Here is a 22,714-nt window from a genome sequence, read left to right as displayed (position 1 = left end):
CTTCAAGAAGAGGCCGGGCCCTGCTCGCCTACTTCCCTACGGGAAGTTCACGATGTTCGACGGGATCGTCGACGTGCCCGACGTCGGCGCTCCGGTGCTGTTGATCACGTGGTTGTACTGGCCCATGCCGCCGAGTGAGACGACCAGGATGTTGTGGAACTTCACCCCTGGCTTCACCGGTGCCTGGAATCCGTGCTCCTGACGGATGTTCGGATCCGACGTGTAGTTGCAGTAACTGCCCATCGCCCAGCCCTCATGGGTGACGACCGAGTCGTCCACCTTGTAGCCGGCGTAGCCCTGGATGCTGCCGTTCTGGATGGAGGCCTGGTTCGGGGCGTCGTACGCCTTCTCGTTCTGGAAGAAGATCGTCCGGCCGCGTTCGCCGCTCCATCGCACGTCGTACTTGTTGAAGTGCTCGACGAACAGACCGGTGGCGAGGACGTCGTCGCCGTTCACCTGAAGTCCGTAGTCGGCGCGGTTGGTCTCCCAGCCCACGCCTTCACCGTGGTCGGCCCGCCAGATCCAGGTGTGGTCGATGATCGTGTCGTCGCTGTTGATGACCATGCTGGTGGTGGCCTTGCCCGGACCGGCTCCGCCGATCCGGATGAAGACGTCCTGGACGGTCGTCGGGTTGGCGGAGTGGTCGGCCGACGCGTTCTGGGGGCCGACCTCCAGCAGCGTCGGGGAGTTGACCGGTCCGGCGTCGATCAGGAAGCCGGCCAGCTTCACGCCGTCCACGTCGGCGACCTTCATCGCCGTCACCCCGTTGTCCGGGATGATCGTGGCGTAGCCGAGGCCGAGGACCACGGTGTTCGCCCGGTTGACGTTGATGGACTGGTCGACGTGGTAGATGCCCGGGGTGAAGAGCAGGTGCAGGCCCTGGGCGAGCGCCGCGTTGATCGTGGCCGCCGAGGCGCCCGGCTTGACCACGTAGAACTGGTCGAGCGGCAGGGACTCGCCCTGCGGGGTGCCGTTCCAGGAGACGCCGCGCGCGTTGGTGCGCTTGGCCGGGACGAAGACCTTGTACGTGTTGCCGTCCAGGTAGAGGAACGGCTTCTCGCGGGAGGTCGGGGTGTTGTTCAGCGTGGTGTACGGCGGGTTCGGGAAGGACTGCGCGGGCGCGCCCTCGACCCCCGAGAACGCCATGTTCCAGACGCCGTTGCCCCAGCCGCCGATGGCGCTGTCACGGGTGTACCACTGCTGCTGCGAGTACGGCGTGATCTGGCCGTCGACCTTGCTGTCGGCGATGTAGCCGCCGCTGGCCCAGCCGTAGCCGTTCGGGGCGAGGTTGAGCCCGCCCTTGACGTGCATACGGCGGAACGGGGCCGCCTGCGCGACCGCCCAGCGGTTGCTGCCGCTGACCGGGGTGACCGCGAGGTTCTCGGCCGAGCGCCAGAAGTTCTGGGTGGCGTTGCCGTTGAACCAGCCGGCGTCGACGGTGATGTCACCGTTGATGTTCGTGTCGTCGGGCTTCAGGCCGAGACCGGAGATCGAGGTGTAGAAGCCGAGTTGGGCGTTGAGGTTGTTGTACGTGCCCGGCTTGAACAGCAGTTGGTAGCGGCCGGTGCCGAACTGGGCCGACTCCTGCTGCTGGAAGATCTGGTCGAGCGTGCCCTGGATGTTGGGCGTCGAGGGGTCGAAGACCTTGACGTTGGGACCGAGGTCACCGCCGCCCTGGATCGGACCGCCGGGACCGGTGCCGCTCTCGCCGTACACCTGGAACTCCCAGAGGGAGTAGCCGTACGGGGTGGCGCGGGTGGTGCCGGTCAGCTTCACGTAGCGGGCGGTGCCGGAGACGTTCAGCGTCTCGTTGCCGCCGGGGCCCGTGGTGGTGGAGTACGCGCTCGTCCAGCTGGTGCCGTTCGTGGACAGCTCGATCTTGTACGCCTTGGCGTACGCGGCCTCCCAGCGCAGTACGACCTGGCTGACCGCGACCGAGGAGCCGAGGTCGATCTGGATCCACTGCGGGTCGGCGGCGGCGCTCGACCAGCGGGTGCCGTTGTCACCGTCGACGGCGGCGCCGGCGGGGGTGCCGCCGTTCTCCGTGCTGGAGACCGTCACCGGCTTGCCCTGGGAGAGCAGGGTCGGTGCGGCGCTCGCGGCGGTGGTGGTGGGGATGAGCATCAGCAGGGAGGCGACCAGGGTGGCGGCGATGGACGCGGCTATGCCGCGGCGGCGCACCGACGCGGGTCTCCGGAACACCGGAAGAACGGACAGCGGAGCGTGCATGGGCAGGTCTCCTGAAGTCTCGGACGACGAGGGGGAGTTCGGGACGCGCTGCGGAGAGAACCGGCAGAAACCCGGAGAGCGCTCTCTCGTTACGGCAGATGGTTCTCCCGTGTTTCGTACACGTCAAGAGTTGTGCACGCACCGGCCGTCACCGGTTGCCGTCCGATCAACAACTAACCGACCCTGCGGGGCTTTTGCTCCGGTTCGCGATGTGTCTTGCGGAGTGTGCGTTCAGATCCTGACGGCGCGGGCCGGGCGGTCGTCGCGTACGGCACGCCGGTTGGGCGGCGGCGATCGGGCGGCGAGACGACGTGACCAGAAGCGGTCACACGGGCGATCGAAATCGGCCTCCGAACGGGCCCATTCGTACGGTTAGACTCACGCGATCACACCGGGGACAGCAGGGGAGGCAGCGCCGATGGCGCAAACAAAGAAGATCGTGCTCTATGTGCTGGCCGTCTTCGTGCTGTACACGATCATCACCTCACCCAAAAAGGCGGCCGACCTCGTCGAGGTGGGCTTCGAGGGCATATCGAGCGCCGCCGAGGGTGTCGGCGAGTTCATGACCGAGCTCGTACAGTAGCCGCGGGCAGCGGCCGCGGCCGATGACGCCGTGAAGATGACGCCGTGAAGACGGCGCCGTGGCCGATGACGCCGCGACCGCGCCGCACACCGAACCCGCCTCCGCCACACCTGGGAGAAGCCCGTGATCCGCCACCTGGTCCTCTTCAAGCTCAACGAGGGCGTCTCGCGCGACGAGCCCCGGGTCGTCGCCGGCGCGCGGGCCTTCGCGGAGCTGGGCGGCAAGATCCCGGAGCTGGAGTTCTGGGAGTGCGCCTGGAACATCAGCGACCGGCCGATCGCCTACGACTTCGCCATCAACGCGGCGGTCGCCGACGCGGGCGCGCTGACGCGCTATCTGGAGCACCCCGACCATCAGGCGGGCGTCGGCCTGTGGCGCGAATTCGCCACCTGGGTGATCGCCGACTACGAGTTCTGATCGGTTCCGACCGGCTCCTGTCGTCACTTCCGACCGGGTATTCCCACCCTTGGTCCTCCTGGCCCCATGCCTCACCGGCATGGGGCTTTTCGAGTTTGAACAGCCGATTCCTCGTCAACACGGAGTTTTCTGGTGCTTGCACACAGTGGGCATGTCTTGTGATGCTATGACCGCTTTTGACGGATGAGTTGACCGTAGTTGACCGCAAAGGGGTGGCGTGACCGTGCCGGCCAGTACAACGCCTCAAATGCCGCCCCAGATCGAACCCCGAGCTGAGGCCCCCCTCGTCGAGACCCCGAGCGAGAGCGAACCCCGGCCGTCGACACCGGGGACCCGCGGCGCCGACACCAGGGCGCTGACGCAGCTGCTCTTCGCGCAGATCAAGGATCTGGAGCGCGGCAGCCCCGAGCACACCCGGCTGCGCAGCGCGCTGATCGAGGCGAACCTGCCGCTCGTGCGGTACGCGGCGGCCCGGTTCCGCAGCCGTAACGAGCCGATGGAGGACGTCGTCCAGGTCGGCACGATCGGGCTGATCAACGCGATCGACCGGTTCGACCCGGACCGCGGCGTGCAGTTCCCGACCTTCGCGATGCCGACCGTCGTCGGCGAGATCAAGCGGTACTTCCGCGACAACGTGCGGACCGTCCACGTACCGCGCCGGCTGCACGAGCTGTGGGTCCAGGTCACCGGCGCCACCGAGGATCTGACGACGGCTCACGGCCGCTCCCCCACCACCGCCGAGATCGCCACGCGGCTGAAGATCTCCGAGGAGGAGGTCCTCGCCTGCATCGAGGCGGGCCGGTCGTACCACGCGACATCGCTGGAGGCGGCCCAGGAGGGCGACGGGCTGCCGGGCCTGCTCGACCGGCTCGGCTACGAGGACCCGGCGCTGGCCGGCGTCGAGCACCGCGATCTGGTCCGGCATCTGCTCGTCCAGCTGCCCGAGCGGGAACAGCGCATCCTGATGCTGCGCTACTACAACAACCTGACGCAGTCGCAGATCAGCCAGGAACTCGGTGTCTCGCAGATGCATGTGTCAAGGCTTCTGGCGCGAAGCTTCGCGCGTTTGCGATCCGCAAACAGGATCGAGGCGTAGCTCTTCCGGGTAGTAACCCCGCAGCGCCCCCACCGGCAGCAAATTCGCATACCCCCTTATTCCGGTGCAGATATGTCGACTTGGCGCTACAGCGTGTTGACGACATGTGACATTCTGCTGGAACCGCGTTTGCCGCAGTCCCACCGCCGGTATTCAGGTGGAGGCTGCGTTCCTTCGACGGGAGCGGCCACCGCGACCGTCAGCGACCTCAAGGGGGTGGCATGTCCGTAGAACAGGGCAGCTCGAAGGTGCTCACGCTCAACAAGAGCGACCAGGCACCGCCGGCACCGGACGCACCGGATGCTCTCGACCGTGTGGCCGAACCACCGCGCGTGTCCCAGCCGGAAGCCATCGACACCCGCACTCTGTCCCGCTCCCTGTTCCTGCGGCTCGCCGTGCTCGCACAGGACAGCCCGGAGCGCACCTACGTACGTGACACCCTCATCGAGCTGAATCTGCCACTGGTGCGTTACGCGGCGGCGCGCTTCCGCAGCCGTAACGAGCCGATGGAGGACATCGTCCAGGTCGGCACGATCGGCCTCATCAAGGCGATCGACCGGTTCGACTGCGAACGGGGCGTGGAATTCCCCACGTTCGCGATGCCGACCGTCGTCGGTGAGATCAAGCGCTTCTTCCGCGACACGTCGTGGTCCGTGCGCGTGCCCCGCCGGCTCCAGGAGCTGCGGCTGGCGCTCACGAAGGCCAGTGACGAGCTGGCGCAGAAGCTCGACCGCTCGCCGACCGTCCCCGAACTCGCCCTGGTGCTGGGGGTGTCGGAGGAGGACGTGGTCGACGGCCTCGCGGTCGGGAACGCGTACACGGCCTCCTCGCTGGACTCCCCGTCACCCGAGGACGACGGCGGCGAGGGCTCGCTCGCGGACCGTCTGGGGTACGAGGACACGGCCCTGGAGGGGGTGGAGTACCGCGAGTCGCTGAAGCCGCTGCTGGCCAAACTCCCGCCCCGCGAACGGCAGATCATCATGCTGCGCTTCTTCGCGAACATGACGCAGTCCCAGATCGGCGAGGAGGTCGGCATCTCGCAGATGCACGTCTCACGCCTGTTGACCCGCACGCTCGCGCAGCTGCGGGAAGGGCTGATCGCGGACTGAGAGAGGGCGTCACCGCGCGCGCGACCCTCGTCGGGGTGTCGACGCAGCGGTGGCGCCCCGCATGGAGCGGGGCGCCACCGTCACACGTGAAGGCCCGCCGTCAGGCGTGCAGGCCCGCTGTCAGCCGAGCGCGAGCCAGGCGACCGCGCCCAGGATCACGATCACGGCCACGACGCCGACGATCAGTCCGGTCTTCGATCCGCTCTGCTGTGGCGCCTGTCGACGCGTCGGCTCACCCTCGTCGACAAAGGCGCGGAACATCTGGGTGTTGCCCGCGGGGTCGGGATTTCCCTCGGGGCCCTGCGGGGCATGGGGGTTGTGTGCCATGAGCCAGGACCCTAGCGAACGACGCACCCCCGCCCAACCCCCGGGGCCGTTCCAAGCCCAACTCCGGCCTCTCGGTGCCCTCCCGTCCCGTGTTCGCCATTGACCTCGCACATGCGAAGCCTTTTGGGTTCCTTTACTCCTGATGCCCACTTTTAGTTTGCCTTCAGCAACCAACTGCTTCTATGGTTGCCCTAAGCAACAACATAGGTGCGACAGGTGCGCGAGGGGTCCTCGGAGGGGTCATGGCCGCCAAAAGTCAGTACGCGGAACTGGCCCGCCAGCTCAGTGCCATCGGCGCCGTGAAACGGGGACTCTCGCGCGTCCTGCCGCCCGACTGTCCGGGCGGCTCCGCCGCCGTACTGACCCTGCTGGAGCGGCACGGCGAGATGCGGATGAGCCGCCTCGCCGAGCTGCTGGCCGTGGACATGTCCGTGACCAGCAGGCATGTGGCCCACGCGGTGGAGCGCGACTGGATCGAGCGCGCACCCGACCTCGCCGACCGGCGGTCCCGCATCCTGCGGCTCACACCGGCGGGCCGCGAGCTGCTCGACGAACTCGCGCGCCGGACGACCGACGTGTTCGCCCGCGCGCTGTCCGACTGGACCGACGACGAGGTCGGACAGCTGAACACCATGCTGGCCCGCCTGCGGGAGAACTTCGGCGACTGCCGGCCCGGCCGTTAGTACGCGTAGTACGCGCGCGACGACAGACGCACAGACACACAGACACAACAGAAGTAACAGCGGCAACAGACGTAAGACAAAGGAATTCAATGGCTACGACCACCACACCAACGGGTGTACGGGGCGGCCACGCCAAGCACGGTGGCGGCTCCCCCGCCCCCGCCGCACCCGGCACGCCGATGACACACCGTCAGATCATGGAGGCGCTCTCCGGGCTGCTGCTCGGCATGTTCGTGGCGATCCTCTCCTCGACGGTCGTCACCAACGCCCTGCCCGAGATCATCTCCGACCTCGGCGGCGGACAGAGCGCGTACACCTGGGTGGTGACCGCGTCGCTGCTGGCGATGACGGCCACCACTCCCCTGTGGGGCAAGCTCGCCGACCTGTTCAGCAAGAAGCTGCTGGTCCAGATAGCACTGACCCTCTATGTGGTCGCCTCGGCGGCGGCCGGACTCTCCCAGAGCTCGGGAACGCTGATCGTCTTCCGCGTCATCCAGGGCATCGGCGTCGGCGGTCTCACCGCCCTCGCCCAGATCATCATGGCCGCGATGATCGCCCCGCGTGAGCGCGGGCGCTACAGCGGCTACCTCGGTGCGACCTTCGCCGTCGCCACCGTCGGCGGGCCGCTCATCGGCGGAGTCATCACCGACACGTCGTGGCTCGGCTGGCGCTGGTGCTTCTACGTCGGCGTCCCGTTCGCGGTCATCGCGGTGATCGTGCTGCAGAAGACCCTCAACCTCCCGGTGGTCAAGCGCAAGGTCAAGATCGACTGGACCGGCGCGTTCCTCATCAGCGCGACCGTGTCGCTGCTGCTGCTCTGGGTCACCTTCGCCGGGGACAAGTACGACTGGGTCTCCTGGCAGACGTACACGATGCTCGCCGGCACGGTCCTGCTCGGTGCGCTCTTCCTCCTCACCGAGTCGCGGGCCAGCGAGCCGATCATCCCGCTGCGTCTCTTCCGCAACCGCACGATCACCCTGGCCTCGCTGGCCTCCCTGTTCGTCGGTATCGCGATGTTCGCGGGCACGGTCTTCTTCAGCCAGTACTTCCAGCTCGCGCGCGACAAGTCGCCGACGATGTCCGGCGTCATGACCATCCCGATGATCGGTGGTCTCTTCCTCTCGTCGACGGTCTCGGGTCTGGTCATCACCAAGACGGGCCGCTGGAAGGCGTGGCTGGTCACCGGTGGTGTGCTGGTGACGGCCGGTCTCGGGATGCTGGGCACCATCCGGTACGACACCGAGTACTGGCACATCGCGATCTTCATGGCGATCATGGGCCTCGGCATCGGCATGATGATGCAGAACCTGGTCCTGTGCACGCAGAACCAGGTCTCCCCTCAAGACCTCGGCGCCGCGAGTTCCGTCGTCACCTTCTTCCGCTCACTCGGTGGCGCGATCGGCGTCTCGGCGCTGGGCGCGGTGCTGGGCAACCGGGTCGCCGGTTACGTCAAGGACGGTCTCGCCGACCTCGGCCCGGAGGGCGCGGCGGCCGGTCACGCCGGTACGGGCGGCGGGGGCATCCCGAATCTGGACACGCTGCCCGGCCCGATGCGGACCGTCGTGGAGGCGGCGTACGGGCACGGTGTCGCCGATGTCTTCCTCTTCTCGGCGCCGGCCGCGCTGCTCGCCTTCTTCGTGACGCTGTTCATCAAGGAGGTCGCGTTGAAGACGCGTGCCGCCGGTGACGCGGTGGAGAGCCTGGAGAGCGCGCCGGCCGTTCCGGCGGGTGTTCCGGTGGAGTCGGCTGTTCCGGCGGGTGTTCCGGTGGAGTCGGCTGTTCCGGCGGCTGCTCACACGGCCGTTCCGGTGGCCGTCGGCGCCGAGGCGCCTGTCACCGTCGCCGCCGAGGCCACCACGACCGTCCTCGCGGCCGGTACCCCGGGCAGCCCCGGCATCCCGATCCACGGCGTCGTACGCGGCGGCGAGGGCGGGGCCGTGCCACGGGCGGCCGTCACCCTCATCTCCCCGGCCGGGCGCCAGTTGGGCCGCGCGGTCGCCGGTGACGACGGCGGCTACACGGTGGACGCGCCCGAGTCCGGCCCGTACGTCCTGATCGCCTCGGCCGACGGCTTCCAGCCGCAGGCCGCGACGGTGACCGTCGGCGCCGAGCCGCTGGCGTACGACATCCTGCTCGCCGGTACGAGCGGCCTCACCGGCTCCGTACGGAGCGCGGAGGGCGATACGCCCGTCGAGGGCGCGATGGTCATCGTGGCCGACGCGCGCGGCGATGTGCTGGCGACCGGCAAGTCCGCCGAGGGCGGCGAGTTCGCCTTCACGGAGCTGCTGCCCGGCGCGGTGACCGTCGCCGTGAACGCCACCGGCTTCCGGCCGCTGGCCCTGCCGGTGGACATCGGCGCCCAGGGCGTGACCCGCGTCGAGGCCGTGCTGCGGTCGGGCGCGCTCGTCCAGGGCACGGTCCGGGCGGGTGCCGACCGGCGTCCGCTGCCGGACGCGCGCGTCACGCTGATCGACGCGGCCGGGAACGTGGTCGCCACGGCGACGACCGGGGACGACGGGGCGTACGGCTTCGCGGACCTGGACGCGGGCGAGTACACGGTCATGGCGACCGGCTACCCGCCGGTGGCCGGTGCCCTGACGGTGGCCGGGCACGGCGTCGACGGCCACGACATCGAGCTCACGCACGCGGGTGAGCAGCCCGCGTAGTCCACGCGCGAGCGAGCCGAAGCCCCCGGACGGGGCGCGTCCCCCAGCGGAGGCGCGCCCGGTCCGGTGGAAAGGGGTCCCGGTGATGGTGGCGGCAGCCTGGGGACGGTGCGCCGCCACCGCGCCGGGACCCACCCCTTGGCCCGTGGGGCGGCCGGACCTGACGGGCCGCACGAGCCTGACGGGCCGCACGGGAACTGCGAACGAGGAGAGAAACGGGATGGGACTTCGCGCACAGGTACGGACACCGGACGGCTGGGCCGTCCAGCACGCCGCCGTGACCCTGACCGACAGAACCGGCGCGCAGGTGGTGCGCGCCGACGCGGACGCCGACGGGGCGGTGGCCGCCGACGTAGCGCTGGCGCCGGGGCCGTACACCGTGATCGTGACGGCCATCGGCTACGCGCCCGCCGCCGCGACCGCGTTCGTCACCTCCAGCGGTGTCGCCGACGCCGGGACGGTCGTCCTGACCCGGCAGGGCGGCGTCCAAGTGCCGCCGCCCGGTGTGTGGAACCTCGACCCCGCGCACTCGTCGGTGGCCACGGTCGCCCAGCACCTCGGGATCTCCAGTGTGCGGGGGCGCTTCACGGAGTTCGGCGGCCGGATCGAGATCGCGGCGGTACCGGAGCACTCGCGCGTGGACGCGGTCATCGACGCGACGAGCATCGACACCGGCAACGGCATGCGGGACAAGCACCTTCGGTCGCCGGACTTCCTGGACGTGGAGCGGTACCCGGAGATCACGTACCACAGCACGGGGATCAGCCAGTCGGGTCCGGACCGCTGGTCGGTACGGGGTGAGCTGTCCCTGCACGGAGTCGTACGGAAGGTGGGGCTGGACCTGTCGTACCTCGGGACCGGGCCCGACCCGTGGGGCGGCGTGCGGGCGGCCTTCCGCGCCACGACGGAGCTGCGGCGCGACGACTTCGCGATGAACTACAACCAGGTGGTGCAGGCGGGGATCTCCGCGATCGGCACGACGCTGCGGGTGGAACTCGACATCCAGGCGGTGCTGGAGGTCGCTCCGCAGGACGCGGCCGGGTCGTAGGCTGCGCGTCATGGCACCCAACATCGCGACCAACACCACCGTGGCGCTCGAAGAGTTGCTGGAGTTCGTCCGGCCCAGGCACCACGCGATCCTGCTGACCACCCGTTCCGACGGCCGCCCCCAGGGCTCGCCGCTGACCTGCGGTGTCGACGACTCGGGGCGGATCGTCGTCTCCACCTACCCGGAGCGCGCCAAGACGCGGAACGCGAAGCGTGACCCGCGTGCGAGCGTGATCGTCCTGTCGGACACCTGGGACGGGCCGTGGGTGCAGGTCGACGGTACGGCGGAGGTGCTGGACGTCCCGGAGTCGGTGGAGCCGCTGGTCGAGTACTTCCGCAACATCTCGGGGGAGCACCCGGACTGGGACGAATACCGCGAGGCGATGGTGCGGCAGGGCAAGTCGATCATCCGCATCACGCCGGAGCGCTGGAGCCCGATCGCGACGGGCGGCTTCCCGGCGCGGCTGGCTCCTCCGGAGTAGCCGGGCCGGGCCGGGCCGGGGGCTCGGCCGGAGGCGCTCAGCCGCGTGCGCGCATCGCCTCGATGCCCGCGATGAGGACTTCGAGCGCGAACGTGAAGTCCCGTTCGCGCATCTCCTCGACGGTCTCACCGCCGCGCGCCGCCATCAGCTCCTCGGCCTGGTCGAAGCGGCCCCGGTACTCCGGCTGTTCGTGGATCGTCCCCATGGCGTGCCGGTAGTACTGATCCTGGGTCATTCCCGCCTCGGCGCACCGCTGGACGAAGTGGCCCTCGATCGTGCCGAAGCCGTACACGAACTGGAAGACGGCGGACAGCGCGCCCATCTGGCCGTGCGCGGGCAGGCCCGTGCGGCGCATGACCCGCTGTACGGCGGCGGAGAACTCCATCGAGTGCGGGCCGATGTTGAGGAACTTGCCGACGAGCGGCGAGACCCAGGGGTGGCGCACGAGCAGGGCCCGGTAGCTGACGGCCAGCGCGCGCAGCTCCTCGCGCCAGTCGGCGCCGGCGCCAGTGTCCGACTCGGCGCCGGCGCCAGTGTCCGACTCGGCGCCGGCGCCAGTGTCCGACTCGGCGTCGGCGTCCGCCGGTTCGAGCGCGTCGATCTCCGTGTAGACGGAGTCCAGGGCGAGTTCGAGGAGGTCGTCCTTGGTGTCCACGTACCAGTACAGGGACATCGCCGTGACGCCCAGTTCGGCGGCCAGCCGCCGCATGGAGAACTTGGCCGGGCCCTCCGCGTCGAGCAGCCGTACCGAGACCGCGATGATCCGTTCCCTGTCGAGCCCGGTGGGATGGTCGGAACGATCGCTCTTACGGCCGCGGGCGGCCGGCTTCCCCTCCAGCCAAACGCTGGTCCGCGGGGGCTGCTTGGCCTTGTCGGCTGTCGACTCCATGGTTGAGCCTCCTCGGTTCCTCGCCCCGTTCGTGGCGGTCCGATGCTATGCCGCGGGCAACTCCGACCGGTCCGTCCGCTCCGCGCGGCGCAGCAGCAGCGCGGCGAGCAGCCCGCCCGCCAGTACCGCCACCGCGCCCACCAACTGGCTTGTCTCCAGCCCGGAGGCGAACGCGTCGGAGATCGCGGCCCGCTCCGCGTCCCCGCCCGGCCCCGACTCGACGGCCGCGAGCGCGGCGGGCAGCGAGGAAGCGCCCACGGCAACCGGCACGAGCGCGGCGAACCGGGAGTTCAGTACGGCTCCGAGTACGGCGACCCCGAGACCGTTGCCGAACTCGGCGAGCGTGCCGTTGACGCCCGCGCCGACGCCCGCCTTCTCCGGTGGGATCGCGCTCATGATGGCGTTGGCCATGACGGGCATCGAGAGCGCGACGCCCGCGCCCATCACGACGAGTCCGACCAGCATCCCGCTGTAGCCGCCGGCGCCGAGAACGGCGATCGCCGCGAGACCGGCGGCCACCAGGGACATGCCGACGGCGATGGTGGCGGGCGTGCCCAACTTCCCCGCGAGCCAGGGACCGAGGCCCGTGAGGTTGAGCGCGACGACGGTGACGGCGAGCGGCGCCGTACGCAGACCGGCGTCCAACGGGTCGTATCCGAGGACGAATTGGAGATGCTGGGTGAGCAGGAACAGCGAGCCCGTCATGCCGAAGGCGACGAGGACCGCGCCCGCGACGGCGCCGACGAAGCGCTGGTTGCGGAAGAAGTGCATGTCCAGCATCGGGTACGGGATGCGCGACTCCCAGGCCACGAAGGCGCCCAGGACGAGCACGCCGACGGCCGCCGGGAGCAGCACCTGGCCGGACGTCCAGCCGTGGTCCGGGCCGGAGATGATCGCGTACACGACGGCGGTCATGCCGATGACGGAGAGCAGCGCGCCCAGGAGGTCGGGCCGGTCGCCCTGCCGGCTCCTGGACTCCGGTACGAGCGCGACGACGGCCGTCAGGCCGAGCACGACGACCGGGATGTTGATGAGGAAGATCGCGCCCCACCAGAAGTGGTCGAGCACGGCCCCGCCGAGCACCGGTCCGGCCGCGAAGCCCACTGAATTGACCGTCGACCAGAGGGCGATGGCCTTGATGCGCTCCGCGTCGTCGAAGATCTGGACGATGACGGCGAGTGTGGTGGTGATCAACAGGGCGCCGCCGACGCCCATTCCGGCACGGGCGGCGATCAACTGGCCCGAGGACTGGGCGAGTCCGGCGGCCAGCGAGCCCACGCCGAACAGCGCGAGGCCGGCGATGAGCATCTTCTTGCGGCCGTAGCGGTCGGCGGCGTTGCCCGCGGTGAGCAGGAGGCCGGACTGGACGAGGGAGTAGGCGTTGATCATCCACTGGACGTCGGCGGTCGACGCGTGCAGCTCGGTGGTGAGGGAGGGGATCGCGACGCTGAGCACGGTGTTGTCGAGGAGCACGGTGAGCTGGGCGAGGCAGATGACGCCGAGGATCAGCCAGCGCTGGGGGTGGCGGTCGGGGACCGGCGAGGGAGGGGTGGTGCCGCGGGTGCCGGCGGCCGACGCCTTCATACGGAAACTCCTTTACGGTGTACGGGACCAACCGGTCCCGTACACCGTACAAGAAACTCCTTTACGCCGTATAGCTACTTTGCGGCGGTCAGGTCGTAGAGGGTCGTGTCACCCACGGTGACCTCCTTGAACGTGGCCTGCACCCAGGTGGAGATGGACGAAGCCGTACCGTTCTGGCCGCCGCCTCCGCCGCCGAACCCGCCGCCTCCGAAGAAGTAGTGGATCTCGCCGTCGGCGACGTACTTCTTGAACTGGTCGAGCGTCGGGGACGGGTCGCTGCCGTTGAAGCCGCCGATCGCCATCACCGGTTCCCCGGTGGCGAGTTGGTTGGTCGCGGCGTTCTGGGAGCCGGTCGTCGCGGCGGCCCAGGTGTAGTCGCCGGCGTCCTTCTGCAGCGCCGCGACGACCTCGGAGCTGACGGCCTGGCCGTCGAGCAGACCGGCCATACCGCCACCACCGCCGCCTCGGCCACCGCCTCCGGCGCCTCCGGCCCCTTGCTGCGCCGGGTTCTCCTGTGCGGCGCCACCGGGCTGCCGCGCCTGACCGGGCGGCTGCTGGCCCCCGCCCTGGGGAGCCCCACCGCCCTGCGGAGCCTGGCCGCCGCCGGGACGCTGACCCCGTGCACCGTCGTCGCCACCGGCGCCACCGCCCGCGGGACCACCACCGCCACCGCCGGGACCACCCGGGCCGCCACCGCCGCCGAATCCGCCGCGCGCGGCCGCCGGACCCGCCGTCACGATCGAGCCCGTGTGCGGGGTGTTGACCGTGGACAGCGTGTACGCGAGCGGCGCCGCCAGTGACGCGGCGATCGCCAGCACGACGGCGCCGACGGCCAGCCGGGGAGCGAGGGTACGGAACCGCCCGTCCCGTCCCAGCCGGCCCACGACCGCCAGCGCCACGGCCGCGATCAGCCCGCCGACCAGTACGGCCCAGCGCAGCCACGGCACATAGTCCGGCGTCCGGCCGAGCAGCACGAACGCCCAGACCGCCGTCCCGGCGACCGTCACACCGAGCGCGGCCGACGCGAGGGCCCTGGCGCGCTCCTCCCACAGCAGCGTCACGCCCATGCCGACCAGAGCGGCGATGTACGGCGCGAGCGCCACCGTGTAGTACTCGTGGAAGATCCCCGCCATGAAGGTGAAGACCCCCGCCGTCATCAGCAGCGCACCGCCCCAGACCAGGAACGCGGCCCGCGCGGTGTCCGTGCGCCTGGCCCGCCAGGTCAGCACCACGCCGACGACCAGCAGGAACAGCGCGGCGGGCAGCAGCCAGGAGATCTGACCGCCGATGCTGTCGCTGAACATCCGGCCGATACCGGTCTCGCCGCCACGGCGACCGCCTCCCCCGCCGCCGCCACCGCCGACACTGCCGACCTCGTCACCGCTGATGCGGCCAAGTCCGTTGTAGCCGAAGGTGAGTTCGAGGAAGGAGTTGTTCTGCGAGCCGCCGATGTACGGGCGGGACGCGGCCGGCCACAGCTCGACGATCGCCACCCACCAACCGCCGCTGACGATCAACGCCAGCCCGGCGGCGGCCAGTTGGCCGAACCTGCGCCGTACGGACGTGGGCGCGCACACCGCGTACACGAGCGCGAGCGGCGGCAGGATCAGGAACGCCTGGAGCGTCTTCGTCAGGAACGCGAATCCCAGCGCGACACCCGCCCACACCAGCCAGCGCGTCCGCGCGCCTTCCAGCGCGCGGAGCACGCAGTAGACGGTGACGGTCATCAGCAACGCGAGCAGCGCGTCAGGGTTGTTGAAGCGGAACATCAGCGCGGCGACGGGCGTGAGCGCGAGCACCCCGGCCGCGATGAGCCCGGCCGACGCGCTGAAACGGCGTCGTACGGCCGCGTACAGCACGGCGATCGTGCCGACGCCCATCAGCGCCTCGGGCACCAGGATCTGCCACGAGCCGAGGCCGAAGAGTCGTACGGACAGGGCCATCGGCCACAGCGCGGCCGGGGGCTTGTCGACGGTGATGGAGTTCCCCGCGTCGGACGAGCCGAAGAAGAGGGCCTTCCAGCTCTCGCTGCCGGCCTGAACGGCCGCGGAGTAGAAGGAGTTGGCGTAGCCGGAGTCGCCGAGACTCCAGAGGTTGACGACGAGCGCCGCGAGCAGGAGGGCGAGGAGGGCGGGGCGTACCCAGGGCGCGTCCTCGGGCCTGCCGCGGCGCAGCCGCGTGAGAAGGGGTACGGCGGGGTCGACAGGTCCGGCGGTCGGTGCGCCGGTGGCGAGGGCGTGGGTCATCGGGCGCTCCGTTCCTGGGCGTTCTGGTCGCTCCGGGTGTTCTGGTTGCTCCGGGTGTTCTGGTCGCTCTGATCGCTCTGGATGTTCCGGGCTTCCTTGGCCGTGGGCTGTTCGTCGCCGCCGCGCCGGTCGGGGAAGACCCACGCGCGGAAGAGGAGGAAACGCAGCACCGTCGCCGCGAGGTTGGCGGAGATCAGTACGGCCAGCTCCGTGGCGTGGGCGGGACTCCCCGAGGCGGCGTCGAGCGCGGCCAGCGAGCCGCTGGTCAGCGCGAGACCGATACCGAAGACGACAAGACCCTGCGCCTGGTGGCGTACGGCGCGCTCCCGGCCCCGTACGCCGAACGTCAGCCGGCGATTGGCCGCGGTGTTCGCGACCGCCGAGACCAACAGCGCGGCAGCGTTGGCCGCTTGAGGCCCGGAGGCCGTACGGAAAAGGGAGTAGAGCAGCAGATAGAAGAGGGTCGACAGCGCGCCGACGACGCAGAAGCCGACCAGTTGACGGGCGAGTCCGCGGGGGACGCCGCTGATCGCGCGGTCCCGCGGGTCGTCGCCGAACGGACGCGCGAGCCGGTCGAGCGGCAGCGCGCCGACGGCGAGCGCGCGGCCCACCCGCCAGACGCCCTTGAGGTCGTCGACCGCCGTACTCACGATGTGCACGCGGCTGTCCGGGTCGTCGACCCAGTCGACCGGCACCTCGTGGATCCGCAGCCCGGCGCGTTCGGCGAGCACCAGCATCTCGGTGTCGAAGAACCACCCGGTGTCCTCGACCATCGGCAGCAGGCGTTCGGCGACCTCGCGCCGTATCGCCTTGAAGCCGCACTGCGCGTCGCTGAAGCGCGCGGAGAGCGAGGACCTGAGGATCAGGTTGTACGCGCGCGAGATGAACTCCCGCTTGGGGCCGCGCACGACGCGCGACGAGCGCGCGAGGCGCGAGCCGATCGCCAGGTCCGAGTGTCCCGAGATCAGCGGCGCGACGAGCGGCAGCAGCGCGTTGAGGTCGGTGGACAGGTCGACGTCCATGTAGGCGAGGACGGGCGAGTCGGAGTGCGACCAGACGGTACGCAGCGCCCGCCCGCGCCCCTTCTCCTCCAGCCGGTACGCGGTGACCTCGGGGATCGTCGCCGCGAGCCGGGCCGCCACGGCGGGCGTGCGGTCGGTGCTGGCGTTGTCCGCGACGGTGATGCGGAAGCCGTACGGGAAGGTGCGGGCGAGGTGGTGGTGGAGTCGGTGTACGCACGACTCCAGGTCTCGCTCCTCGTTGTGGACGGGGATCGTCACGTCGAGCACGGGGACGCCGGTGGGGGCCCTGGCGTCGAGCGCTTCGACCGGGAGATGTTCCCTGGCCGGGAGGCTGCCCCACGGGGTGTCGGTGTCGGTTCTCATACGACCGACACTCGGCGGTCAGGCTGTCACGGCAGTGTGGTGAGCCTGTGCTGCGGCTGTGAGTCCGTGCCCGGGGCGTCGGGGGCGTTGACGTCGTCGCGGATCGCGGGTAGGCGCACCGTAAAGACGGTGCGGCGGCCGGGTTCGCTCCGTACGCGGACGTCGCCGCCGTGCGCGGTGACGACGGCCTGCACGATGGCGAGGCCCAGACCGGTGGAGTCGCCCGCCGGTCCCGGTGCGCGGGTGCGGGACGCGTCGCCGCGCGCGAAGCGCTCGAAGACGTGCGGGAGGAGGTCGGGCGGGATGCCGGGCCCGTCGTCCGCGATGTCGACGAGGACGCACGGGTCGGGGCCGGCTGTGGTGCGCACGGTCGCCGTGACGGTCGTCCCCGGTGGGGTGTGCTTCCGGGCGTTGGCCAGGAGGTTGACGAGCACCTGATGGAGCCGGGGGCCGTCGCCGCGTACGTGTGCGGGCTCGTCCGGCAGCTCCAGCCGCCAGTGGTGGTCCTGCCCGGCGGCCCGCGCGTCGCTGAGCGCGTCCACGACGAGCGGGGAGAGGTCGGTCGTCTCGTACGCGAGCGGCCGTCCGGCGTCGAGCCGTGCCAGCAGCAGCAGATCGTCGACCAGCCCGCTCATCCGCTCCGCCTCGGCCTCGATCCGGCCGAGTGCGTGCCGGGTGTCGGGGCCGATGTCCTCCCGGCCGCGCCGGGTGAGTTCGGCGTAACCACGGATGGAGGCGAGCGGCGTCCGCAGCTCGTGGCTCGCGTCGGCGACGAAACGGCGTACGCGCGTCTCGCTCTCCTGCCGCGCGGCGAGTGCCGAACCGACGTGCCCCAGCATCCGGTTGAGCGCGGCGCCGACCTGGCCGACCTCGGTACGCGGATCGGCCTCGGTGTCCGGCAGCCGCGTCAGGGGCGCCACTTCGCCACTGTGCAGGGGGAGTTCGGAGACGAGGGTGGCGGTCGTGGCGACGCGCCGCAGCGGCCGCAGGGCCACTCCGACGAGCACCCCGCCCGCGATGCCGGCGGCGACGAGGCCGGCGACGGTGACGAAGACCTCGACCATGATCAGGGTGGCGAGGGTCTCCTGGACGTCACTCAGCGGGACGCCGACGAGGAAGGAGCCGTTGACGCCGGCGACGTACTCGACGCGGTAGTCGCCCAGGTCCGCGAGGGTCACGGTGTGCGAATCACCGTCGCGCGGGACCGAGGCCAGGGCGGCAGTCTCGGAGTCGGTGAGCGCGTGCCCGGTGACCTGCTGGCCCGGGTCGTCACCGCTCGTCTGGGCGCTGATCATGCCGGTGCCGACGTCGCTCGGGCCGGTGCCGGTCAGCTCGACGCCGACCGTGCCGATCGGGGCGCCACCGCCGGTGATGGTCCTGAGCGGCTCCGGCTTCTTCACGCCCGACATCCGGGGCAGCGGGGCGGCGTCCGGCGGCCGGTCGGCCCGCTTGGACGGCCCGGCGGCCCGTTGGGCGACCGCGTGGACCTGGGCGTCGAGCTGGTCGTACTGGTACGAGCGGAACGCGATCGTCGTCACCGCGCCGATGACCGCCGCGACGACCGCGATGAGTGAGACCGCGGACACGACGAGGCGGGTGCGCAGCGACCAGCGTTTCGGGGTCCGCTTGGAGGCGCGTTTCGCGGCGCGTTTCGGGGCACGTTTCGGGGATCGCTCCGAGGCGCGTTCCGAGGTCCGCTCGGAGCCCCGCTGCGAGGTGCGTTTCGGGGTCCGCTCGGAGTCCCGCTGCGAGGTGCGCTCCGAGGCTTGCTCCGATTTTGTACGTGCGCCCCGTCGCCGTACTCGCTCCCATACCGCCACGGCTACTCTCCCGGCTTGATCAGATACCCCGCCCCGCGCCGCGTGTGGATCATCGGCGGCCGTCCCGCGTCGATCTTCCGTCGCAGATACGAGATGTACAGCTCCACGACGTTCGCCTGGCCGCCGAAGTCGTACGACCACACGCGGTCGAGAATCTGGGCCTTGCTCAGCACGCGCCGCGGGTTGCGCATCAGGAAGCGCAGCAGCTCGAACTCCGTCGCCGTGAGGTGGATGGACCGCCCCGCCCGGCTGACGTCGTGGCTGTCCTCGTCGAGGGTCAGGTCGCCGACGACCAGCACCGATTCGCTGCGTGCGGAGGCGGTGCCGGAGCGTCGTATGAGCCCGCGGAGCCGTGCCACGACCTCCTCCAGGCTGAAGGGCTTGGTGACGTAGTCGTCACCGCCCGCCGTGAGCCCGGCGATCCGGTCCTCCACGGCGTCCTTCGCGGTGAGGAAGAGGACGGGCACCTGCGGCAGCTCCTGGCGGAGCCGCCCGAGAACGGCGATGCCGTCCATGTCGGGCAGCATCACGTCCAGCACCACCGCGTCGGGCCGGAACTCCCGCGCCGAGCGTACGGCCCCCGCGCCGTCACCGGCGCTGCGGACCTCCCACCCCTCGTAGCGCAGGGTCATGGACATCAGCTCGGCGAGCGAGGCTTCGTCGTCCACGACAAGGACCCGGACGGGGCTGCCGTCCGGCTTGATCATCTCGGTGCGCCCCCTGGGCGAGGTGACGGTCATGGTGCCCACACTGGGGAACGCGCGTGAGAACGACCTTGCCGCTTCCTGTGAATTCCCTGAGAACGCGGCCGACTCGGGTAAATCGGCAGAAAAGGTTCATAGGGCGGTTCACGCGGCGGTTCATACGGCGGTTCATTCGGCGGTTCATACGGCGTCCTCCCCGACGATGCCGGTGAGGCGGCGGGCTTCGCGTCGGCCCGCGTACCGCTCCTTGCGGTTGCCGCTCCTGGCCCACTCCTGGCGCTCCTCGATGTGGGAGCGCACCTTGCAGCCGGCGCAGCAGGGCCGGCCGATCAGCGCCGCGAGGGTCCGGGCCCACCGGCAGCGGGTGTCCGTGTCCTCCCGCGTGGGGCGGGGCGGCAGGTCGCAGGGGCCGTGACGGTGGTCGTGGACGGGCAGGGGGTCGTGCTCCGCGTGGCGGACCCACGGCGGCTTCGTCTTGTCCGTACGGGACATCTCGTTCCTCTCGGAACCCGCCGCCCGTGCTCCCGGGGTTTCCGGGCGAGCGGCTAGGTCGTCCGCGTCACGGCGTCACGCTCCTTCCTGTCTTGTACGGGGCTGCCCACGAAGGTGAACAGCCTTTCAATGTAGGGGGAATGGTCACCCCTGGGCCACACCTTCGGGATCCAGCCCGAAGAGGCGGACCCCGTTCCCGTAACAGACCGCGCGCGTCCAGGCGTCGCCCAGCCCGAGCCGTTCGAGGACCTCCAGTTGGTGGAGGTACGGATACGGGATGTTGGGGAAGTCCGACCCGAGCAGGATCCGGTCCCCCAGGTCCGCGAGCCGGGCCTTGGCGTCCGCGCCGGCCGGGAAGGGCGCGAAGCCCTCGCTGAAGTCGGTGAAGGCCATCGTCGTGTCGAGCAGGACCCCGTCGTACCGGTCGGCCAGGTCCAGGAAGTCCTCGTACTCCGGCATCCCCATGTGCGCGACGACCAGCCGAAGCCGCGGATGACGCGCGAGCAGCCGCCCGACGGGCTCGGGCCCGGTGAACTTGCCGGGCTGCGGCCCCGATCCGCAGTGCATGACGACCGGCACACCGGCGTCGGCGAGCAACCCCCAGACCCGGTCGAGGCGTTCGTCGTTGGGGTCGTAACCCCCCACCTGCAGATGCGACTTGAAGATCCGCGCGCCGGACTCGACGGCCTCGCGTACGTACGTCTCCACGCCCTCCTCCGGGAAGAGGGTCGCGGTCTGGAGGCAGTCGGGCGTCCGCGCGGCGAATCCGGCGGCCCAGCCGTTGAGCCAGTCGGCCATGCCGGGCTTGTGGGGGTAGAGCATCGAGGTGTACGCGCGGACGCCGAACGCGCGCAGGAGCGCCACGCGTTGGTCCTCCTCGTGCCGGTAGGTGATGGGCCACTCCATGCCGGTGAGGGGGCCGGCGCTGTCGAAGTACGCCCACACCTTGCGCAGGACGCGGTCGGGCATGAAGTGCGTGTGTATGTCGATGAGTCCGGGCAGCGAGAGCCGTTCCCGGAACTCCCTCACGGCCTGGATCTCCGCGGCTGCTTGATCATCCATCCCTCTACCCTCCGATCCGGCGGCCGTGCTGTCCAGGGGCACCCGGAGGTGCGGCCGGTCCGGTCCCGGTCAGAACAGCCCGTCCTGTACGGAAGCACTCGTGCCCGTGCTCGCCAGGTCGCGCACGGGGACGGTCACGCCACCTCCCGTAGTCGGCGTGACTCCCGTGAGTTCCCAGCCCCGCACGAGCCGGGTGTCGAGCACGAGCACGCCGCTGTCCCCGCACTCCAGGTGCAGATCGGGCCCGGCGGCGGCCACGAGCCGCCCGGCGACGCGCCCTCCGTCGACCAGTTCGCCGATCACGCCGGTCACGGGCGGGGTCCCGGCCAGCCCGAACACGGTCAGGTGATCGACCGGTTCGAGATCCGCCCGCTCCAACGACTCCGGCCACCCGGCGAGCGCGACGGCGCGCCCGTACAACTCCCGTACCTCTTGGGCCCGTTCGGCCTCTTCGGTAGGCAACGTGGCGCGTACGGCGCGCTTCGCGGCGTACGGAACGCGGTCCGGCACACCCAGCGCCGTACGCAGCAACTCCTCGGTCCGCCGCGCCGCCATCAGCGGCCCGCGCCCGAGCCGGGTGAAGACCACGGCCCCCTGTTCGAGCAGCCGCGCGGACCCGCGCGCCTCGGCGGTGATCCCGACCTTGACCATGCCGGGACCGAACCACGCCAGATAGACGGTGTACGGCTGGGGGTCGTCGGCGACGGTGTCTGCGGCCACCGACCGCGACCGGTCGAGCCGCGCGCAGTCCGGGCACTGCCCACCGGCACTCCGCCCGCTCACGACGGCACCGAGGGGACACGGCTGCCCCCGGACCCCGGCACAATGCCGCTCCCCGACGGCCCGGAACCCGAGTTCCCGCCCGTACACGAGCGCGCTGCGCCGCTCGCGCCCGCCGTCCCGCCAGACCAGCTCGCCCCCGTCGGGACTCCACCGCAGCCCGCCGCACCGCCACCCCATACGCACCTCCCGCCGATCTGCCAGAACGTCCGGATGCCCCCGCTTCCCCCACCCTGCACTACGTCCGCTGCCGGATCGTGGTGGTCCTCCCGGCCTGATCCCTCACTCGTCGCCCGCCTCGAAGCGCACGTCGCCGGCCCGTGCGACGACCTCGACCTCGCTCCCGAGCGCCCACTCGGCGACGCGCGACACGGTCGCGGCCGGGACGGTGTCACTGATGCCCTCGGCGGCGGGTGCGTCGTACGTGGCGTGGGCGTCGTGCGGCAGTACGACGCGGTACCCGCGCGCCAGCGCGGTCCGCGCGGTGGCCGACACGCACATCTCGGACATCACCCCGCACACGGCGATCCCCTTCACCCCGGCGCCCACCAACAGCGCACCGAGGGACGTCCCCGCGAACCCGTCGTCGTGCTCCTTCCGTACGACCACCTCACGGTCGCCTTCCACGACGGGCAGGGCGAGTTCCCACCCGGCGGTCCCGACCTCGTCGTCGGCCCCCGCGGGCCCGTCGTTCTGCAGATGCACGACGAGCACCCCGCGCTCCCGCGCCCGCCGCAGCATCCCCTCGACGGCCTCCCGCACCGGCCCGGCTCCGGGCACGGCGCCGTCCCCGGTGAAGAAGGCGGTCTGCACATCGACGACAACCAATGCCTGCACGTCAGCAACGTCACTCATCCCGCGATGATCGCCGCCTGCCGCCCGCCCCGACAAACGCTTAAGCTCCCGGCAGGGGGGGCGGACATGACGGACACGACTGAGCGCGACTGGGACGACGACACGGAGTACCACGCGGCGCTGGCCCGCGCGGAACGACTGACCCGCTTCGGCTGGACAACCATGACGGGGCTGCTCGCCCTCCTCGCCCTCGCGATGCTGGCGCCGGTGCTCGTGGCGGCACTCGGCATCCTCACGGTGCTGAGCATGAACTACTGA

21 protein-coding genes are annotated in these 22,714 nt (G+C 70.7%); 9 read left to right on the top strand and 12 right to left on the bottom strand.

The window, feature by feature from the left end; translation table 11 throughout:
• Positions 1 to 36 precede the first annotated feature (36 nt).
• Positions 37 to 2,124 carry a discoidin domain-containing protein gene (locus tag ACFT9I_RS13095; protein ID WP_382563791.1) on the bottom strand — a complete coding sequence of 696 codons (2,088 nt, stop codon included), beginning with the start codon at positions 2,122 to 2,124 and terminating at the stop codon, positions 37 to 39.
• Positions 2,125 to 2,647: 523 nt separating this feature from the next.
• Between ACFT9I_RS13095 and ACFT9I_RS13090 the strand changes: the two genes are divergently transcribed.
• The 4 genes from ACFT9I_RS13090 to ACFT9I_RS13075 all read left to right on the top strand — a co-directional run bounded on the left by ACFT9I_RS13090 (position 2,648) and on the right by ACFT9I_RS13075 (position 5,434).
• A complete protein-coding gene (locus tag ACFT9I_RS13090; protein ID WP_382563626.1) occupies positions 2,648 to 2,812 on the top strand; it encodes a hypothetical protein in 165 nt (54 codons plus the stop codon).
• A gap of 123 nt (positions 2,813 to 2,935) precedes the next feature.
• Positions 2,936 to 3,229 (top strand): Dabb family protein, encoded by a 294-nt coding sequence (locus ACFT9I_RS13085; RefSeq protein WP_382563625.1) that lies wholly within the window; start codon positions 2,936 to 2,938, stop codon positions 3,227 to 3,229.
• Positions 3,230 to 3,476: 247 nt separating this feature from the next.
• Positions 3,477 to 4,325, top strand: a complete 849-nt coding sequence (locus tag ACFT9I_RS13080) for an RNA polymerase sigma factor SigF (RefSeq protein ID WP_382563623.1) — start codon at positions 3,477 to 3,479, stop codon at positions 4,323 to 4,325.
• Positions 4,326 to 4,546: 221 nt separating this feature from the next.
• Positions 4,547 to 5,434, top strand: a complete 888-nt coding sequence (locus ACFT9I_RS13075) for an RNA polymerase sigma factor SigF (RefSeq protein ID WP_382563622.1) — start codon at positions 4,547 to 4,549, stop codon at positions 5,432 to 5,434.
• 120 nt (positions 5,435 to 5,554) lie between these two features.
• Here ACFT9I_RS13075 and ACFT9I_RS13070 read toward each other — a convergent pair whose 3' ends face one another.
• On the bottom strand, positions 5,555 to 5,761 hold the full coding sequence (locus ACFT9I_RS13070) for a hypothetical protein (RefSeq protein WP_382563620.1): 207 nt from the start codon (positions 5,759 to 5,761) through the stop codon (positions 5,555 to 5,557).
• 242 nt (positions 5,762 to 6,003) lie between these two features.
• On the opposite strand from ACFT9I_RS13070, the gene ACFT9I_RS13065 reads away from it, so the two are divergent.
• From ACFT9I_RS13065 to ACFT9I_RS13050, 4 genes are all read left to right on the top strand, one after another.
• Complete coding sequence (locus ACFT9I_RS13065; RefSeq protein WP_382563618.1) at positions 6,004 to 6,444, top strand: MarR family winged helix-turn-helix transcriptional regulator; 441 nt, start codon at positions 6,004 to 6,006, stop codon at positions 6,442 to 6,444.
• A gap of 89 nt (positions 6,445 to 6,533) precedes the next feature.
• Complete coding sequence (locus tag ACFT9I_RS13060) at positions 6,534 to 9,110, top strand: MFS transporter (protein ID WP_382563616.1); 2,577 nt, start codon at positions 6,534 to 6,536, stop codon at positions 9,108 to 9,110.
• A gap of 220 nt (positions 9,111 to 9,330) precedes the next feature.
• The gene (locus ACFT9I_RS13055) at positions 9,331 to 10,158 is read left to right on the top strand and encodes a YceI family protein (protein WP_382563615.1); all 828 of its coding nucleotides are present in this window, start codon (positions 9,331 to 9,333) and stop codon (positions 10,156 to 10,158) included.
• A gap of 10 nt (positions 10,159 to 10,168) precedes the next feature.
• Positions 10,169 to 10,639 (top strand): PPOX class F420-dependent oxidoreductase, encoded by a 471-nt coding sequence (locus ACFT9I_RS13050; RefSeq protein WP_382563613.1) that lies wholly within the window; start codon positions 10,169 to 10,171, stop codon positions 10,637 to 10,639.
• A gap of 37 nt (positions 10,640 to 10,676) precedes the next feature.
• Here ACFT9I_RS13050 and ACFT9I_RS13045 read toward each other — a convergent pair whose 3' ends face one another.
• The 10 genes from ACFT9I_RS13045 to ACFT9I_RS13000 form a co-directional block, all read right to left on the bottom strand.
• Entirely contained in the window at positions 10,677 to 11,528 is an 852-nt protein-coding gene (locus ACFT9I_RS13045; protein ID WP_382563611.1) for a TetR/AcrR family transcriptional regulator, read from the bottom strand.
• Positions 11,529 to 11,573: 45 nt separating this feature from the next.
• Positions 11,574 to 13,112: an MFS transporter gene (locus tag ACFT9I_RS13040; protein WP_382563610.1), complete on the bottom strand. Its 1,539-nt coding sequence runs from the start codon at positions 13,110 to 13,112 to the stop codon at positions 11,574 to 11,576.
• 74 nt (positions 13,113 to 13,186) lie between these two features.
• On the bottom strand, positions 13,187 to 15,358 hold the full coding sequence (locus ACFT9I_RS13035) for a glycosyltransferase family 39 protein (RefSeq protein WP_382563608.1): 2,172 nt from the start codon (positions 15,356 to 15,358) through the stop codon (positions 13,187 to 13,189).
• On the bottom strand, positions 15,355 to 16,743 hold the full coding sequence (locus tag ACFT9I_RS13030; RefSeq protein WP_382563606.1) for a glycosyltransferase: 1,389 nt from the start codon (positions 16,741 to 16,743) through the stop codon (positions 15,355 to 15,357). Before ACFT9I_RS13030 ends, ACFT9I_RS13035 begins: the two co-directional genes overlap by 4 nt.
• 26 nt (positions 16,744 to 16,769) lie before the next feature.
• Positions 16,770 to 18,329, bottom strand: a complete 1,560-nt coding sequence (locus ACFT9I_RS13025; RefSeq protein WP_382563605.1) for a sensor histidine kinase — start codon at positions 18,327 to 18,329, stop codon at positions 16,770 to 16,772.
• A 236-nt stretch (positions 18,330 to 18,565) separates the two neighbouring features.
• On the bottom strand, positions 18,566 to 19,303 hold the full coding sequence (locus tag ACFT9I_RS13020) for a response regulator transcription factor (RefSeq protein WP_382563604.1): 738 nt from the start codon (positions 19,301 to 19,303) through the stop codon (positions 18,566 to 18,568).
• 144 nt (positions 19,304 to 19,447) lie between these two features.
• Complete coding sequence (locus ACFT9I_RS13015) at positions 19,448 to 19,759, bottom strand: hypothetical protein (protein ID WP_382563602.1); 312 nt, start codon at positions 19,757 to 19,759, stop codon at positions 19,448 to 19,450.
• A gap of 144 nt (positions 19,760 to 19,903) precedes the next feature.
• A complete protein-coding gene (locus tag ACFT9I_RS13010; RefSeq protein WP_382563600.1) occupies positions 19,904 to 20,821 on the bottom strand; it encodes an amidohydrolase family protein in 918 nt (305 codons plus the stop codon).
• 69 nt (positions 20,822 to 20,890) lie between these two features.
• Positions 20,891 to 21,781, bottom strand: a complete 891-nt coding sequence (locus ACFT9I_RS13005) for a DUF2797 domain-containing protein (protein WP_382563598.1) — start codon at positions 21,779 to 21,781, stop codon at positions 20,891 to 20,893.
• Positions 21,782 to 21,883: 102 nt separating this feature from the next.
• The gene (locus tag ACFT9I_RS13000; protein WP_382563596.1) at positions 21,884 to 22,456 is read right to left on the bottom strand and encodes an isochorismatase family protein; all 573 of its coding nucleotides are present in this window, start codon (positions 22,454 to 22,456) and stop codon (positions 21,884 to 21,886) included.
• Between the two features lie 66 nt (positions 22,457 to 22,522).
• Between ACFT9I_RS13000 and ACFT9I_RS12995 the strand changes: the two genes are divergently transcribed.
• Entirely contained in the window at positions 22,523 to 22,714 is a 192-nt protein-coding gene (locus tag ACFT9I_RS12995; protein ID WP_382563594.1) for a hypothetical protein, read from the top strand.

The sequence above is a fragment of the Streptomyces sp. NPDC057137 genome (genome assembly GCF_042670825.1).
In the GTDB taxonomy this organism is placed as follows: domain Bacteria; phylum Actinomycetota; class Actinomycetes; order Streptomycetales; family Streptomycetaceae; genus Streptomyces.
Note: the sequence above shows the minus strand (reverse complement) of the source record. Positions and strands in the feature narration are given on the sequence as shown.

Bases quoted from the DNA above. Each gene is read 5' to 3' on its own strand.
- ACFT9I_RS13095 (WP_382563791.1), bottom strand. From the start codon at position 2,124: ATGCTCATCCCCACCACCACCGCCGCGAGCGCCGCACCGACCCTGCTC.
- ACFT9I_RS13090 (WP_382563626.1), top strand. From the start codon at position 2,648: ATGGCGCAAACAAAGAAGATCGTGCTCTATGTGCTGGCCGTCTTCGTG.
- ACFT9I_RS13080 (WP_382563623.1), top strand. From the start codon at position 3,477: ATGCCGCCCCAGATCGAACCCCGAGCTGAGGCCCCCCTCGTCGAGACC.
- ACFT9I_RS13075 (WP_382563622.1), top strand. From the start codon at position 4,547: ATGTCCGTAGAACAGGGCAGCTCGAAGGTGCTCACGCTCAACAAGAGC.
- ACFT9I_RS13070 (WP_382563620.1), bottom strand. From the start codon at position 5,761: ATGGCACACAACCCCCATGCCCCGCAGGGCCCCGAGGGAAATCCCGAC.
- ACFT9I_RS13065 (WP_382563618.1), top strand. From the start codon at position 6,004: ATGGCCGCCAAAAGTCAGTACGCGGAACTGGCCCGCCAGCTCAGTGCC.
- ACFT9I_RS13060 (WP_382563616.1), top strand. From the start codon at position 6,534: ATGGCTACGACCACCACACCAACGGGTGTACGGGGCGGCCACGCCAAG.
- ACFT9I_RS13055 (WP_382563615.1), top strand. From the start codon at position 9,331: ATGGGACTTCGCGCACAGGTACGGACACCGGACGGCTGGGCCGTCCAG.
- ACFT9I_RS13050 (WP_382563613.1), top strand. From the start codon at position 10,169: ATGGCACCCAACATCGCGACCAACACCACCGTGGCGCTCGAAGAGTTG.
- ACFT9I_RS13045 (WP_382563611.1), bottom strand. From the start codon at position 11,528: ATGGAGTCGACAGCCGACAAGGCCAAGCAGCCCCCGCGGACCAGCGTT.
- ACFT9I_RS13040 (WP_382563610.1), bottom strand. From the start codon at position 13,112: ATGAAGGCGTCGGCCGCCGGCACCCGCGGCACCACCCCTCCCTCGCCG.
- ACFT9I_RS13035 (WP_382563608.1), bottom strand. From the start codon at position 15,358: ATGACCCACGCCCTCGCCACCGGCGCACCGACCGCCGGACCTGTCGAC.
- ACFT9I_RS13030 (WP_382563606.1), bottom strand. From the start codon at position 16,743: ATGAGAACCGACACCGACACCCCGTGGGGCAGCCTCCCGGCCAGGGAA.
- ACFT9I_RS13020 (WP_382563604.1), bottom strand. From the start codon at position 19,303: ATGACCGTCACCTCGCCCAGGGGGCGCACCGAGATGATCAAGCCGGAC.
- ACFT9I_RS13015 (WP_382563602.1), bottom strand. From the start codon at position 19,759: ATGTCCCGTACGGACAAGACGAAGCCGCCGTGGGTCCGCCACGCGGAG.
- ACFT9I_RS13010 (WP_382563600.1), bottom strand. From the start codon at position 20,821: ATGGATGATCAAGCAGCCGCGGAGATCCAGGCCGTGAGGGAGTTCCGG.
- ACFT9I_RS13005 (WP_382563598.1), bottom strand. From the start codon at position 21,781: ATGGGGTGGCGGTGCGGCGGGCTGCGGTGGAGTCCCGACGGGGGCGAG.
- ACFT9I_RS13000 (WP_382563596.1), bottom strand. From the start codon at position 22,456: ATGAGTGACGTTGCTGACGTGCAGGCATTGGTTGTCGTCGATGTGCAG.
- ACFT9I_RS12995 (WP_382563594.1), top strand. From the start codon at position 22,523: ATGACGGACACGACTGAGCGCGACTGGGACGACGACACGGAGTACCAC.